The sequence below is a fragment of the Pirellulales bacterium genome, from assembly GCA_035533075.1.
In the GTDB taxonomy this organism is placed as follows: Bacteria; Planctomycetota; Planctomycetia; order Pirellulales; family JAICIG01; genus DASSFG01.
In genome coordinates this window covers 53,976-67,704 of the sequence record DATLUO010000138.1, presented here as the reverse complement: position 1 = coordinate 67,704, position 13,729 = coordinate 53,976, and the positions used below count along the sequence as shown (strand labels likewise).

The window sequence follows — 13,729 nt, the reverse complement described above, 5'->3', positions numbered from 1 at the left end:
GACGAGCCCGTCTGCCGCGCCGGACAGGGCGGCCAACACGCGCCGTCGTGAAACCGTTTCGGCAATCATGGAGAAACCCCGCCGGTGCGTTGGCGCCCCGTTGGCCGCAATCAGGAAAAAAAGCGAATAATTGGGCATGTCCCCGGCAAGAGAGGGTCACAAAAGCTCACGCAGTTCTTCAAGCCGCGCCATAACGTCGGCCCAAGCCGGAAAATGCCCGTAGCAGAGGATGCGGCATTGCGTCTCATACTCGGCAGCCAACTCCGCCGCCAAGTCGGCTGGCGGGAACAGTGCATCGCTCACAGCAAAACGCATGTCGTCAGGATGGAAGTAGCTCTTGGGAAAATGCTCGCGGCTAACCCGATCGTAATCGACTTTGATCGCGGCGTACTCGGAACTTCGCAGCATGGCCAAGACTTCGGCCTCCGCCGCGAGTTGATACAGATCGTAGTAATGGCGGGCGTAGCCGCCGAGCGGTTGCCTGTCGCGCTTGAAAAGCTCGACCTTGCTATGGATGGCGAACATCTTTTCGACGAACGTGCGCCGAAAGTGCAACAGCCGCATCGAAAACGCGTCTCCGTCGTCGATTGCCAGCGTGGTGCCGGAGTCGGCCAAGAACTGGGCGAGATACGAGCGTAGCTCGACGATGCTCGTAGGCTCGCGGCCGCTCGCCGTACCGGCTTCCAACAGCACGCGGTTGGTCACTTCGCCTGGGCCGCCGAAACGCTGCGGGTAGGAGAAGCGGTCGCTGCGGCCGAAACCGCCGATGGTCCGGCTTTCCTCGGGAACGAAGCTTAGCGCCGGATGCGAGGCGACGATTTCGCGGAGTTTCTTAAGCTCGCGGTCGATGGCCTTTTTGCCTAACGGCGGGTCGAAGGCGAGCGGGTCGAGGAAGATGTCGATGTCTTCGGAAAACCGCTGGATAAGATTCCAGCCTTTCGACAGGCTGGTGCCGCCTTTGAAAATGATCGTGTCGCGGGCCGCGCCGGCGATGAGGCGAAGCGCCTCGGTGACATAGTAATCCTTTTCGATGATCGCCGGCCGCAGGCCCTGGTCGCCGAAATAGTCGGCGGCGCGGATGATCGCCTGCTCAAAGTCGGGATGTTCAAACAATCGCACGGCGGTGGCGCTCCTTTGCCTGCCATTTACGGGCATAGGTCAGCCCGGCCAGGCGGCCGAAGTCAAACCGGGAGAGTGGATTCAGCGATGCCCGCAGGCGGCCGAGGACGTTGGTTCTCTTGCCGAGTTGTTCGCCGAGCGCGCCGAGGATTGCCCGAACACGCGGCGGTTCGGAGTGCGCCGCTTTGAGCAGCCGCTCGAAGCGCCCCCCTTCGTCGATCAGCGTCAGCGTTCGGCGGACGGTGTCATCCGGTGATAATTCGCTCGGCTCGGCTTTGCGGCGAAGAAAGTCGAGCATGGCCGCGTCGGTCTTGGAGAGGTTGGCCCATGCTGCAGGGCGGCGAAAATGGATCACCGTCTTGTCGCCCACGAGTTTGCGCGGCAAGCTCAGCGCGGTGGTCGCGACTTCGCCGCGCTTCGGTTGTTGGGTGGTGAACCCAAGCAGACTTGCCGCCGCGATTCCCGACGGGAAGATGGCTTTGCGGGGGCTGGCAAGCTTCTGGATGGCGGCGGGGTTGGGCCGACTTTCGCCAAAAGCGGTCTGACGGGGCCGGTAGTAGATGCCTTTGCTGAGGCGTTGAATTTCGCCGGCGCGTGCCAGGCGGGAAAGCGCCTGGGCGACGGACGCGAATGGCAGTTCGTGAAAATCCGCGTAGCGCCATAGGCGTTCGCCTCCGCGTTCGATCCGCTGGCGGACCAAACCCGTGACACGACGCGAGGCTGCTGCGGTGCGAATGGTTTTCATGCTGCAAGTATCGGCCTTTGCCGGCCGCATGTCAAGTTTTTGTGATGTAAAACTTGACATGCGGCGGGAAAAGGGCGGCAAGGCGGAGCCAGACACCGTGGCTTATCTAGGCCCCGACGGAGCGGGCAATCCTGGCGAACCAGCGGCTGGCCAGACCCGTAGGTCGCTTGGCATGCGGTCGAAGCGTTCGGATGTGCTCGATGCGGCTGGTGTAGCCCGTTGGCCACAGGTTGCGTTGGGGTGGCGACCGCCGCTTGGTCACGCACGAACGTGGCATCCGCCGAGGGGCGCGTTTGTGCTGACAAGCCAGTCTGCCGCGCCCGACAGGGCTGCCAACACACGCCATCGTGAAACGGTTGCCGCAATCATGGAGAAACCCCGTTGGTGGGTTGGCGCCCGGTTGGCGGCAATCAGGAAAAAAGCGAATCATTGGATCCGGTTTAGTCGCCCCGGCCACCGAAACAGTGGCCGCAGGCCGCCGACCCCGAAGTGGGTCGTATTCGATAGCCCAGGGTGCAGCGCAGCGGAACCCTGGGTGTAACGGCCCCACGAGATCATCGTAAGCCCCAACGGGGCGTCATCCCGCGAGAAGTTCTACCTCGGGAATGACGCCCATTCAGGGCTACGGAATCGTTGGTGTCTTCGACAACCTGGGGTTTCACCCCAGGCTATCGAATAACGCCCGTTCCGGGCTACGCACGGTGTGGAAGCCGTCCGGCAAGTTTGGGCGAAGCGTTAATCGCCATGCTCGACACGCGGTCCAACCGTGCGGTGCAAGCGAGCGACCAAAGCAAGCCAGTCTGTCGAGCCAGGTCTCCGCGTCGATCGCCAGCCGCTGGAGAATCGGTCGCCACTCCGTGGGAACCACGCCGCGCGGGTCGCGGAACCACCGCGCGGCTCAGCCTTCGTCACGACCTATCTACGCTGCCGGGCGTAGCGGAGCCGGGCCAACCGCGCGCCGCAGCCGGATCGCTCACCACGTTTGCTCGGTCCCCGTTCGCGCCCGTAAGCTAAGGCAGGGCCTTTGCTTTTTTTAGCACACTTGCGCGACAAACGGCTGCTTGACAGGTCTGCCATCCCAGGATACGAGTTGCATCAAGTCCCGCAGTGCAGCCGTCAACCGAAAGGCAGGGAGACGCGCTGCCTTCAGCGAACCCAAACGACGACATTACGGTGCTTCTGCACGCGCCCAGGAACCAGCATGAGCAGCCCGCAAATCGAGGAATGGCTGAGAACAAAAGAAGGCGAACACCTTGAATTCAAGGAAGCCAAGAGCAACTTCCACTTCGAGAAGCTCGTCAAATACTGCGCCGCGCTCGCCAACGAGGGAGGCGGTTCCATCGTTCTCGGCGTGACTGACCGACGCCCGCGCAAGGTCGTTGGTAGCCAGGCGTTTGCCGACCTGGAGCGGACCAAGGCCGGATTGATCGAAAAACTCCGCCTTCGCATTGACGCCCAAGAAATCGTACGCCCGGACGGCCGCGTGCTGGTGTTCACGGCGCCGTCGCGGCCCATCGGCGTGCCTGTCGCCGTCGACGGAGCATATTGGATGCGCGCCGGCGAAGACCTGGCGCCGATGACGCCCGACATGCTGCGCCGCATCTTCGACGAGGCCGGCCCGGACTTCTCGGCCGAAATCTGCGCGAAAGCCGCGATGGCCGACCTCGATCCCGCCGCGATCGAATCGCTTCGTCGCCGTTGGGCCAAGCATTCCGGCAACAAGGCCTTGTCGAAGCGGCCGGCCGACAAACTGCTGCGAGACGCCGAGTTGGTCCTGCCCGGCGGCGTCACCTATGCCGCGCTCATTCTGCTAGGCAGCCGTGCGGCGCTCGGACGATTTCTGGCGCAGGCCGAAGTCGTCTTCGAGTATCGCTCGACGCCACGACCTGGCCCCGCCAATCAACGCGAGGAATTCCGCCAGGCTTTCTTCTCGTTCGACGACCGCGTTTGGGAACTCGTCGATCTGCGGAACGACAAGCAACACTTCCAGGAACGCCTCGTGATGCATCCTGTGCCCACCTTCAGCGAGATCGCAGTCCGCGAGGCACTTTTGAATGCGGTCAGTCACCGAGACTACCGTCATCCGGGGTCGGTGTTCGTGCGACAGTTTCCACGGCGCATTGAAATCGTCAGCCCCGGCGGCTTTCCGCCGGGCATCACGCCCGACAACATCCTCGACCAGCAGTCGCCGCGCAACCGCCGTATCGCCGAGACTTTTGCGCGTTGCGGCCTGATCGAGCGCTCGGGCCAAGGGGCCGATCGTATCGTGGAACAGTGCGTCCGCCACGGTCAGCCGTTGCCGGACTATTCACGGTCCGACGCTCATCAAGTTTGGCTCACGCTCGACGGCGAAATTCGCGACGAGAACTTCCTCAAGTTCTTGGAACGTGTCGGCGACGAAACGCTGGCAACGCTCGATCCGCACGACTTCCTGATACTGGGATTGATCGCATCGGGCAAGCGCCTGCCGGTCGAGTTGCAGCCGCAGGTGCCCAAACTGCTGGAACTCGGTATTCTGGATCGAACGGGCCGGGGAAAGCCGCTACTCTCTCGTAAGCTGAGCGGAGCCACCAAGGGGCGATCGCCCGACGCTCAAAGAAGGCTCGATGCGCGCGCACAGAATAGGGCTCGATTGCTTGACCACCTAGAGTCGCATGCCGAGGACGGCCGTGCGATGGACGACTTGCTTGCCGAGTTCCCGGCGGTCAGTCGCAGCACAATTAAGCGGCTCCTCGACGAGCTACGGGCCGAAGGTCTGATTCATGCCGTTGGAGCAAAACGCTTGGCACGCTGGTTTCCCGGTGCGAGCGAACCGATTGGCCCAGAGAATTCAATGACGGAGCCAAAAACGGGCCATAGAAAGGCGAAGCGGCGATGACGAAATCAAGGAGATACAGGGAGTTACGATCCTCTGCATTGGCCCAGAGAATCGAAGCGAAAGCCGAAATCTGAGCCAATAGGGCGAATGCGGCTGGTAGCCCGTTGACCAGATGTTGCATGAGGTGGCGATCGCCGCTTGGTCACGCACGACGCGGCATCCGCCGCGGGATGCCTTTGTGGGAACCACGTCGGGCGGGTCGCGGAACCACCGCGCGGCTCAGCCTTGGTCAGGCCCTCGGCTGCGGGGCGTAGCGGAGCCGGACGAAGAAGGCTGTGGGCGGTCTTGCGACCGAGCCACCGTGCGCGTCGCGGACAGGCGCCAAGCCCGTGCGGAGGGCGAAGACGCGCAACTGCTGAACCCTGAACCCTGAACCCTGAACCCTTGCCAGGTGGTGATCGCCGCTCGGTCGCGCACGAACGTGGCAGCCGCCGAGGGGTGCTTTTGTGCTCACGAGCCGGTCTGCCGCGCCGCAAAGGGCTGCGCAGACGCGCCGTCGTGAAACGGTTGCGGCAATCACGCACCGCGCTCTGGCGATCACTTCGCGATGATGCGCGCCTCCCGCAGCGCGCGGCGCACGACGCGAAAGACTTCGCCAAACTCCGGCAACTCCGCCATCTGTGCCGACAGGCGCACCTCCCACAGCTTCTTGTAGCGTGCCTCCTTCGCTGCGTACAGCTTGCGGGCATCCGGCGCCGGCCTGTTGCGGAACCTCCATTTCTTTTCGATGGCGTGCGTCGCGTCGACAAGCTGGACGTGCCCGAACGACGTGAGGAACCACAGGTCATAAAGATCGCGGGGTTCGTTCCTCGCTGAATCAAGCAGCGCCACCACTTTCTCGGCGGCGATTTCTTCCAGCGAATATGTCGTGGAGGTCCATGGCCGAGGCGTGCGAGAGGAAGTACGGCTTGCCGCCGGCCAGCTCCCGCGCCACGACGTAGGAGTTGCCGAGATAGTCACGTTCGCGGCCGAGTTCGAGCGGCACCATCTGGAACATGCCCGGCCTGAGCCGGGTCGCCATGCCGCGCGCCACCAGCTTATGCACCAGCGTTCTCGCCGAACCCGGCTTCAGGCCGGTGATGTCCTCGACATCAGCCAACGTGAAAATCGGCCGGCCGCGCGCATATAAAGAGGTCACGAGCCACGCCGACCGCTTGCCCAGTGTTTTGCTCGGAGGATTGGATTCAGCCATCATTGCGTCCCGTTTTTTGGGAACGAATAGCACTCAAAACGCAATTCGGTCAAGGCAATTATAGCACTTCATCGGCTGTTTGTTCCCTAATTGGGAACGAATTACACTCAGAATACAAGTTCCACCGAAGGAAGAACCCCAGGGATGATCCAGGCTCCGTCGAACCGGGCAATTCTGGCGAATCACCGGCTGGCCAGGCCCGTCCAGACCCGTACGGTCGCTTGACATGCGGTCGAAGTGTTCGGATGTGCTCGCTGCGGCTGGCGTAGCCCGTTGGCCAGAGGTTGCCCTGGGGGTGGTGATCGCCGCTTTTTGACGCACGAAGTTGGCATCCGCCGAGGGCCGCTTTTGTGCTGACCAGCGCGGTGCAGGCGAGCGACCAAAGCAAGCCAGCCTGTCGAGCCAAGCCTCCGCGTCGATCGCCGGACGCTGGAGAACGGGTCGCAAGTGGGAGCCACGCCGGGCGGGCCGCGGAACCACCGGGCGGCTCAGCCTTGGTCAGGGCCTAGACTGCGGGGCGCAGCGGAGCCGGGCCAACCGCGCGCCGCAGCCGGATCTCTCACCACGTTTGCTCGGTCCCCGTTCGCGCGAGTAAACTAGCGGCGTCTTGCTCTGCTTTCGGCAGCGGCGCACCGCGGAACGGTTGCGCCCTGACAATTGGACCTGTCCCCGTTGGCTTCCTGGCTTCCCCGGTGCCGGGGTGCCAGAATCTTCGACCTGCGGGAGACCGGCCACCGGATCGTGACCATCAAGGAAGCGATTGATTGAGGGTCGCAGGACGCGGGCGAGGTACGTCCTGCAATAAAAATGTCGCGGCGGCTATTGCCCGGCTCATGGGACGCGCGTAGACTTGTCGCTGGTGGGTGGCACCGGCCGCCCGCGGCCTTAACCCCGGAGACCAATATATATCGCGATAACTACGGCGCTAAATAAACATTATAATCTAACTCGCCCGTACAATTTAATTTCCACGTACAAAGTGATTGCTTTTTGGAGCCTACGATGCAAATCGTCGGCTTTCATCGTTTTTGGGTCCGTATTTTTGCGTTTTTGCTGTCGCCCGGAGTTTTTATGCACGAAGAAATATCCGAATTGCTCAAAAATCGAACTGCAATGATCTCAGAGAAAACCGAATTTGGCACACTCGTTCACCATGAAATTGAAATGCTTGAAGAATTACTTGCCGGACACGATGCAAAGTGCGATTTGCAAGTATCAGAGATCGACAATAAAATTAAATTACGGCTGCGGCATTTTTACGGCAGAGGTGCGGTGAGAATACTGCTGACGTTCAAAGACGGAGTGACTGCTCGTGAATTGTGGAAATTCATTCCGCGGTATGAAGAGTCGTCCATCGTTACCTGGTGCTACACGGTCGGCGCGTTCATGGTGAACGGCAGGTTTTACTTGAGAAGGTAGCCCCTAGTAGCTGAGTGGCACGTGGGCGGCTGGAGGATCTATGCGATCCCCTGCCGCCCACTGCTCAGGGGGCACCCTGCTTGCGGGTTTTAGACGGGAGGCGCCTTCAGCCTTAGCGCCTCCTTCAGTTGCCCGAGAAAGTTCTTGCGCTTTGCGGCGGTTGATATTGCATCCTCGACCGCAGCTTTTTTCCAGTCGCCGAGAATTGCCGCGTCGGCAAGTGGAGCAATCTGTCGCTCGAACGTATCAGCGGTATAACTGAAGCTCTCATAAAAGTCACATCGCTGCATGGCATCGGGGACTAAACTCAGCGCTAATTGCAGCCCGCTGGTCTGCAAGAGCGAATAGGATTTTGCTTTGTCGTCGGCCCAAGCGTTCGGAAAGGTCGTCTTCACGGCATCAAGATATGCGATTAGGATGCGCTTTCGCTCCGCCTGGGTCTTATCGTGAAGGCAGCCGCCGGGGGACAGCAGCCCGAGAATCACCGGCTGTAACTGATTGGTCTTGATCCACTTACCGCGTTCCTGTGGGTAGCGAAGAATCCGACCCTGGAGGGGTGAAGAAGGATCTTCATCGAGCGAATGAATCAGTTCGATAGACGTTTTTTCAATGTCGCTGTCGAGAAGGCCGAGAATGGCTTTCATTTGCGTGAGCAAGTCACGATTCACAGGTTTCTGGTTGCAGTTGATCGCGACGAAGGTGGCGCCGACGACTTCCTCAGTGGCATTGTGCAGGGCGACAACAGGCAATTCAAATATCTCGTCATCGGGTAATTGCCGGTAGGTGTCGTCAAACGAGAAGAGTCGGTGTTGTCCATCGACTATGAATGCATACTCCCCTTCGTCGGATGGAAAGGTGATCGTGACAATGCCAGTGTCGCCCTCCGGTGAGATAGTGACATCCGGCTTAAGGTTGAGGATAATGTTGTTTGGCAGCAGAGCATTCACGCCGCTGGCGAGATACTCGCCAATTTCTCGAAGACGGGACGCCTCGGTGACTCGTTGCAAGCCGCGCTTTTTGTCGCGAGTGGCGGCTTCCACATAGCAGAGAGGCTCCAGTTCCATCGCGCTCATAGCAAAGCAGTATAGGGTGGTCTCTTTTTGCTTCAGGGTTAAGGCCCTAACGGTTTTCATATGTGGTTCCTCATGGGGATTAGGTAACTATTCGCCAAACGTCGGCCCAGCGGAAACGGTTCCCGCGGCTAATGTTGTGGAATTGGCAAAGGAATCGAAGATTGAAGTGAGCGTCCGTCCCGCCGCGCGAAACTGGAAGAATATGGTCGATGTGCAAAGCGACCTCTGGTGGCCGCCGGTTGCAAATATAACATTTCTGGTCGGCTCTCACGGCGATGATCAAATAATCTTGAAACGTGAATGCCCTTCGCACCCTTTTCGTGAGTGTTAGATCAATGCAATCCCAAATGTCATGGACCTCATCGGCGCTCAGCGGGACGGCGAGTTTGGAGTTCGCGTATCCCCAGAACTTGAATAGGCCGTCTTTTTGCCGGCGCCATTCGTGGAATTGGGTCGGCTCTGGCGTTACACGATTAATTCTCTCCTCGCCTAGCGCCCAGTAGAGTTCTAGCGTAACGGACGAAACATCCATCTTTAGTTGAGCGGCTAGCGCCTCAATTTGTTGAAGGTCCGCCAATGCTATGATTCCGCAACCAGTGAAGGATTGGGCTACCTGGGGGCCTCACGATTCAGCCGACATGCTGGCGACAACTCGCGCAATGAATCAATGAATTAGGCGGCCTGTTCCGCATCGTGCGGATTCGGGAGGCCGATTCGAGACAGGAACGCTGCAAACCGTTGCGAGATGTCCTCGCGGTAAAGTGCGTCAACCTTGCACACGAAATGCTTCTCCTTGTGGCGTGTCAGTCGTTCGATGTTCACCGAGAAGTAATGCTTGAAGTCGATGACGCTATTGACGATTTCGACCCCCGCATCGAATTCAAGAAAATGATAACGTGGGGTGCTGTTTTGAACGAGTGTCTTTCCCGGATGCTTGCCTTTGTTGATGGTTTGCATGGTCATTTTCAGCTCGCTCAGATGCTCGCCGGCGAAAACATGCTCGGCGTTATACAACGGCGCGAGGAGGGCCGAGATGAGTTTTTTGTCTTGAGTGGTGGGAGCTTTCCCAGCGGGCCATCGTGTGCCGTGGTCTTGCTGTAGATCGCAATCCTGGGTCAAGACGATGACGTAGGGAAATAATATCCGCTTCACGTCGATCCATTCTCCGTCGGTAGTGACATCTTCGATGTAATGAACATCGGAGAGGATATCACCCTGACAGATGCGGGGTTCGTGTTGTTTGGTTGTGCCTATCATGGGTTAGAAAAAGTCGCGCCCTGATGTTGTCGTAGCGCGGCTTACCGGCGGGATACGCGGACAAGTCGAGAGGGGGTTCTTCTTGCGGAATAAGTTCAGCAAAGCGGCTAGGAACTGTTACTGCTTTTGTAAGCTCATCAAATAGGCTGTCTGGGAAATGACCGACGCTAATAGGTTCACTGGCTTCGCGGATGGCTTTGGCGACATCGAATCCTGGGGGAGTTTCTTGGGCTGGCTGAGGGGTAAAAATGTTGGGGTCGGGCAGATCGGTCATGGCTTGTTCATGAGGTCGCGGAGGTCGTCCTTAATCAATGACTCGAACAATGTCTTTGCTGCGGAATGCAGATCGGGGAGGGCTTGCCGCACCTCATTAGGGGTGAGCAAATTGAGGTTGACGTGGTCGGTGTCAATGATGAACGACTTCTTTTTGATGATGGCGGGATAATTGGGGTTTACCATCCCGTATTGAAGTTTTGATCGGAAATCGCCGTGATTGCGTTCGACGACGTGAAAGCTTCGGGTGAGGTTGCTCGGATCGCCGAGGGTGAAGGTTGTCGTTAATGGCTCGACGAAATAATTGGTCCAGTCGTAAAGTTGGGCGTTGTCTTTGTCGGGTTCGATGGTGTTGACATACCGTAGGCCCAGGCGCTTGGACTGGAGTTGCTTGAATCGTCCACTAAGCGGAGTCAACAGAGCATTGAAGTCGCCCATGAGGGCGATGAATGAGTGATACTTTTTGTATTCGACGGAGAAATTATCACGGGCAATAGTGGCAACTTTCTGGCGGTCTTTCGACCAAAACTTGAAAACTTTCCGCGGTTGGCCGGTCGATGCTGAAGCCCCGGCACCGGTGACGGCAAAGGTGGCATCAACCTCTGCTTCCTCCTCGTAGATGGGGAAGGTGGGGGTGATGTGCTTCAAGATACCCGGTGGTGGCCCTCCCTCGGGGAGATTAATGGGCGATGCGAAGTCAACGCGAGCAACAACCATCGTGAGGAAGCTAGACGGATATCGGTGGGCCGTTGGCTCAGCTGGAGTGCTTCGGGTCGGTTTGGTGGCTGTGTGGGGGTTCGCCATGCGATTCTCGTGAGACTAAGGGGAAGCGGCACCAGAGCCGGTACGCGACTGGAATTCAGGATAGCAACGCGGTGGCCAGAATCAATGGGCGCGAAGCGTTTTCATGTACCGCTCGACGGCCGCCTGCCGCCGCTCCCTCGCTGCCTTGAGCCGGTCGTCGCGGTCATCGGGCGGCAGGCTGGGATAATCGCGTAGAGCCTGCTGGTAATGCCGCCGGGCGAGCCGCAATTCCTGCCGGGCCGCCGCTAAACCCGCCATGACTCCGGCCCGATCTGGTCGATGTCGTTGGCTTTGAGCCGCTCTATGTCGGGAGCTTGATCGGCTTGCTGTGGTGGGTCATGGTCAGCCGGTCGAACCCCTCCACCCATTTCTGGGCGACCGCGAGCGGGTCGGGCTTGGCGTGCTGCTCTGTGGGTCGCTCCCGCAACCGTGGCGTCATGCGGGGATTGGCTTTCAGGCCGAGGCGTTTGCGCGCTTTGGCCACCTCAGCAGGCGGGAAGTTCATCCGGCCGCCGATCTCGTGGTCGCTCAGGCGCAGGTGATATCGTGAGATAAACGCCCACGCGCTCGCTTTCGGCCAGCGGCACGCCGGCCGATTGCAGCGTCAGGCCAAGCTGCAGGTGCGAGACGACGAACGGGGCGGGCATGATCTCGAAGCCGAACACGCGGTTCATGGCCGCCTCTTTCAGATCGGAGGCCACCAGCGCGTCGCCGCCCTTGTCGCGCAGCGTGGCCGCGATTGATCGCAAGACTTCGACCAGATACGCCCCGGTGCCGCAACAAGGATCGAGCACCACCACGTTCGGATCGGCCAGCCCGTCGGCCAGGTCGAGCTCCTCGCGCAGCACGGTATCGACCCGCGCCACCTGGTACTTTACGATCTCGCGCGGCGTATACCACACGCCCAGCTCCTTGCGCAGGTCGGGATCGTAGGCTTCCAGGAACGGCTCGTAAAAGTATTGCACGGCATGTTCGTCTTCGAACGACTGAAAGAACTCGCCGCGCGACACGCGGTTGAGCGCGGCGGCCGTCCAGTCGAGCAGCTCGACCAGGCCCAGCGGCCCCAAGCGGCTGGGCTTGGCCACTTCTTCGTACAGCACGCGGATGAACGGCACGTGCAGCGACCACTCGGCCTTTTGCCAATCGAATTTCAAGGCAGGCGGAGGGCCGCCCGTGCCGGCGGAAGTGCCGCCGGCCGTAGAGTCAAACAGACTGGCGGAGTATTGGCCCGTGCCCGGATTGTCGCGGTGCCAACGGACCCAGGCGGAGAACACGCCATAGAACAGCGTCTGCACCAGCGTCGAGCGAAAGAAGTGCTCGCCCTTTTCGTCGGTGAACTTCATGCCCAGCGCTTCTTCGAGCGCCGCGCGCACCGCTTGCAAGGCGGGCAACTCCTTTTGCCGTTCGACACGGGCCAAGGCGTCGCGCGCATAAGAGGCGACGAACCAGGCCAGGTCCTTGGGCTTGGCCAGCGGCGCCGCGTGCAGGCAGGCCCGTTTGACGAACTCCAGAAACTGCGGACCCAGCTCGTCGGCCGCGACCCGCGGGTGCGCGGCCTTCTGCCGCCAAAACTCCTGCTCGTTGGCCGCCAGGTGGAATGCTTCACGCGGCGTCGGCTTTCCGCCGGGACCGCGATCGACGATCACGAAGCTGCGCAGGTTGGTGACCAGCACGATGCCGTAGGTCTTCAGGTATCCGGCCACTTGCGGGCTGTCGGCCACGGCCATCACGTCGGGCTTCGTTCCCTTGACCTCGATGGCGCCGCGGCTGGGGAGTTGGCCGGGCTTCGGCTCGCCGGCCGATTGCCGTTGAAACTGATCGGCGGTATAAAGTCCGCCGTCGGGGATGCCGGCGCCCTGATTGCGCGGATGAAGGTTGCAGCGGACCTTCGGTTTTAGCGTTCGGCCGACGGCGTTGAAGAGATTGATCAGGGCGGGGTAGTACGACGTTTCTTCCACGGCGGCGCCGGTGGCGCGAATCTGGTTCAGCTCGGTGAGATACTCCTGGAGCACGCGCTGGACGGCCGTCGAGCCGTCGCCTAGATGCGCGGCATCATCGGCGCTTTTCGCCCGCTTGGCCATGACCGTCCCCCAATTCGCTGGTTTGTTTGGGGGTTAAGATAGCACAGCGCGGGGCGAGCGACCAGCGGCCCATTGATCCACCGCGACTTGCGTTAGTGTCGCTCGGCGCGATCCGGCCTGGGCAGGATGCCGTGGTCGCCGTTGGCCGCGGTGAGATTCGCTTCGATCCATTGTCGCGCGGCGGCAACCTGGTCGGGGGCGGGCGGAAGCCCGTAGTTCGTTCTCATGGCCCCCGGTCGGTAGCTCTCGGCATAAGCGAGCATCCGCTCGAGAACACCTTGCGGTAAGGCCGCCAGCACGAGGGCCGGGGCCGCGGGATTGAGCTTGTGCAACGATTCAACCACCAGATGGTCGGCGGTGATCGCACCGTTCTCGTACATGTCGACTAGTTCTTGCATCATTCTCGCCCTCCCTTCCGCATTTGCTCCACTAAGCGATCCGCGAATTCCCAAGCCTGATCGTGCAAGTTGCCGGGATTGCCCGGACAGGTCATCGCAATGAACTCGCCGATCGTGGTTTTTCCGCTCTTGAGCAACGGCCGTAGCCGCTGCAACTCGTACATTTCATGCCCCAAGACGGCGACGATCGCTTCGTCGCTCTTGAGGATGCCCTCCCACACACGAAATGGTACTTTCCCGGTCCTATCATGCACCAAATCGGCCCAATAAACGATCGCCTCATCGGGTTTATCGACCCGCGGCCCGCAAGCCGTTCGGTCGGGCCCCAGCTCGCCAAGCTCGTCGACCCAAAATGAAACGTCTTCCGGTATGTCGACACCGCCGTCTCTTGCGATGGCAACGGCTTCGTCAATGGTGCGCGCTTGCGCGGCCGGATTCTCCCGCCAGTGAAAACTCGATGATTGACCCGCGATCATTTCCCATTCGCCGA

Annotated in this window: 15 protein-coding genes; 2 read left to right on the top strand and 13 right to left on the bottom strand. The window is 60.3% G+C overall.

Annotation, left to right across the window (positions count from 1 at the left end; translation table 11 throughout):
* Positions 1 to 156: 156 nt before the first annotated feature.
* Complete coding sequence (locus VNH11_17730; protein HVA48210.1) at positions 157 to 1,119, bottom strand: nucleotidyl transferase AbiEii/AbiGii toxin family protein; 963 nt, start codon at positions 1,117 to 1,119, stop codon at positions 157 to 159.
* Complete coding sequence (locus tag VNH11_17725) at positions 1,106 to 1,864, bottom strand: DUF6088 family protein (protein ID HVA48209.1); 759 nt, start codon at positions 1,862 to 1,864, stop codon at positions 1,106 to 1,108. Before VNH11_17725 ends, VNH11_17730 begins: the two co-directional genes overlap by 14 nt.
* 1,201 nt (positions 1,865 to 3,065) lie before the next feature.
* On the opposite strand from VNH11_17725, the gene VNH11_17720 reads away from it, so the two are divergent.
* Positions 3,066 to 4,742 carry an ATP-binding protein gene (locus tag VNH11_17720; protein HVA48208.1) on the top strand — a complete coding sequence of 559 codons (1,677 nt, stop codon included), beginning with the start codon at positions 3,066 to 3,068 and terminating at the stop codon, positions 4,740 to 4,742.
* A gap of 537 nt (positions 4,743 to 5,279) precedes the next feature.
* Here VNH11_17720 and VNH11_17715 read toward each other — a convergent pair.
* Both VNH11_17715 and VNH11_17710 read right to left on the bottom strand, forming a co-directional pair.
* Complete coding sequence (locus VNH11_17715; GenBank protein HVA48207.1) at positions 5,280 to 5,573, bottom strand: nucleotidyl transferase AbiEii/AbiGii toxin family protein; 294 nt, start codon at positions 5,571 to 5,573, stop codon at positions 5,280 to 5,282.
* Positions 5,560 to 5,937 carry a hypothetical protein gene (locus VNH11_17710; GenBank protein ID HVA48206.1) on the bottom strand — a complete coding sequence of 126 codons (378 nt, stop codon included), beginning with the start codon at positions 5,935 to 5,937 and terminating at the stop codon, positions 5,560 to 5,562. Before VNH11_17710 ends, VNH11_17715 begins: the two co-directional genes overlap by 14 nt.
* A 999-nt stretch (positions 5,938 to 6,936) precedes the next feature.
* Here VNH11_17710 and VNH11_17705 point away from each other — a divergent pair.
* Positions 6,937 to 7,353, top strand: a complete 417-nt coding sequence (locus VNH11_17705) for a hypothetical protein (protein ID HVA48205.1) — start codon at positions 6,937 to 6,939, stop codon at positions 7,351 to 7,353.
* 89 nt (positions 7,354 to 7,442) lie between these two features.
* Here VNH11_17705 and VNH11_17700 read toward each other — a convergent pair whose 3' ends face one another.
* The 9 genes from VNH11_17700 to VNH11_17660 form a co-directional block, all read right to left on the bottom strand.
* Positions 7,443 to 8,486, bottom strand: coding sequence for a DGQHR domain-containing protein (locus VNH11_17700; protein HVA48204.1), 1,044 nt, complete (start codon positions 8,484 to 8,486; stop codon positions 7,443 to 7,445).
* 612 nt (positions 8,487 to 9,098) lie between these two features.
* Complete coding sequence (locus VNH11_17695) at positions 9,099 to 9,683, bottom strand: hypothetical protein (protein HVA48203.1); 585 nt, start codon at positions 9,681 to 9,683, stop codon at positions 9,099 to 9,101.
* On the bottom strand, positions 9,637 to 9,957 hold the full coding sequence (locus tag VNH11_17690; GenBank protein HVA48202.1) for a hypothetical protein: 321 nt from the start codon (positions 9,955 to 9,957) through the stop codon (positions 9,637 to 9,639). Before VNH11_17690 ends, VNH11_17695 begins: the two co-directional genes overlap by 47 nt.
* Positions 9,954 to 10,760: a TIGR04255 family protein gene (locus VNH11_17685; protein ID HVA48201.1), complete on the bottom strand. Its 807-nt coding sequence runs from the start codon at positions 10,758 to 10,760 to the stop codon at positions 9,954 to 9,956. The genes VNH11_17690 and VNH11_17685 overlap by 4 nt, the downstream gene beginning before the upstream one ends.
* Before the next feature lie 81 nt (positions 10,761 to 10,841).
* Positions 10,842 to 11,018, bottom strand: coding sequence for a hypothetical protein (locus tag VNH11_17680; GenBank protein ID HVA48200.1), 177 nt, complete (start codon positions 11,016 to 11,018; stop codon positions 10,842 to 10,844).
* Positions 11,019 to 11,061: 43 nt separating this feature from the next.
* Positions 11,062 to 11,265, bottom strand: a complete 204-nt coding sequence (locus VNH11_17675; protein ID HVA48199.1) for a hypothetical protein — start codon at positions 11,263 to 11,265, stop codon at positions 11,062 to 11,064.
* Complete coding sequence (locus VNH11_17670; GenBank protein HVA48198.1) at positions 11,246 to 12,841, bottom strand: N-6 DNA methylase; 1,596 nt, start codon at positions 12,839 to 12,841, stop codon at positions 11,246 to 11,248. The genes VNH11_17675 and VNH11_17670 overlap by 20 nt, the downstream gene beginning before the upstream one ends.
* A gap of 92 nt (positions 12,842 to 12,933) precedes the next feature.
* On the bottom strand, positions 12,934 to 13,242 hold the full coding sequence (locus VNH11_17665) for a hypothetical protein (GenBank protein ID HVA48197.1): 309 nt from the start codon (positions 13,240 to 13,242) through the stop codon (positions 12,934 to 12,936).
* Entirely contained in the window at positions 13,239 to 13,715 is a 477-nt protein-coding gene (locus VNH11_17660) for a hypothetical protein (GenBank protein HVA48196.1), read from the bottom strand. The genes VNH11_17665 and VNH11_17660 overlap by 4 nt, the downstream gene beginning before the upstream one ends.
* Positions 13,716 to 13,729 lie beyond the last annotated feature (14 nt).

What these genes read in the sequence shown, in the direction of transcription:
- VNH11_17725 (HVA48209.1), bottom strand. Translation starts at nt 1,864, where the DNA reads ATGAAAACCATTCGCACCGCAGCAGCCTCGCGTCGTGTCACGGGTTTG.
- VNH11_17720 (HVA48208.1), top strand. Translation starts at nt 3,066, where the DNA reads ATGAGCAGCCCGCAAATCGAGGAATGGCTGAGAACAAAAGAAGGCGAA.
- VNH11_17710 (HVA48206.1), bottom strand. Translation starts at nt 5,937, where the DNA reads ATGATGGCTGAATCCAATCCTCCGAGCAAAACACTGGGCAAGCGGTCG.
- VNH11_17705 (HVA48205.1), top strand. Translation starts at nt 6,937, where the DNA reads ATGCAAATCGTCGGCTTTCATCGTTTTTGGGTCCGTATTTTTGCGTTT.
- VNH11_17700 (HVA48204.1), bottom strand. Translation starts at nt 8,486, where the DNA reads ATGAAAACCGTTAGGGCCTTAACCCTGAAGCAAAAAGAGACCACCCTA.
- VNH11_17695 (HVA48203.1), bottom strand. Translation starts at nt 9,683, where the DNA reads ATGATAGGCACAACCAAACAACACGAACCCCGCATCTGTCAGGGTGAT.
- VNH11_17690 (HVA48202.1), bottom strand. Translation starts at nt 9,957, where the DNA reads ATGACCGATCTGCCCGACCCCAACATTTTTACCCCTCAGCCAGCCCAA.
- VNH11_17685 (HVA48201.1), bottom strand. Translation starts at nt 10,760, where the DNA reads ATGGCGAACCCCCACACAGCCACCAAACCGACCCGAAGCACTCCAGCT.
- VNH11_17680 (HVA48200.1), bottom strand. Translation starts at nt 11,018, where the DNA reads ATGGCGGGTTTAGCGGCGGCCCGGCAGGAATTGCGGCTCGCCCGGCGG.
- VNH11_17675 (HVA48199.1), bottom strand. Translation starts at nt 11,265, where the DNA reads ATGAACTTCCCGCCTGCTGAGGTGGCCAAAGCGCGCAAACGCCTCGGC.
- VNH11_17670 (HVA48198.1), bottom strand. Translation starts at nt 12,841, where the DNA reads ATGGCCAAGCGGGCGAAAAGCGCCGATGATGCCGCGCATCTAGGCGAC.
- VNH11_17665 (HVA48197.1), bottom strand. Translation starts at nt 13,242, where the DNA reads ATGATGCAAGAACTAGTCGACATGTACGAGAACGGTGCGATCACCGCC.
- VNH11_17660 (HVA48196.1), bottom strand. Translation starts at nt 13,715, where the DNA reads ATGATCGCGGGTCAATCATCGAGTTTTCACTGGCGGGAGAATCCGGCC.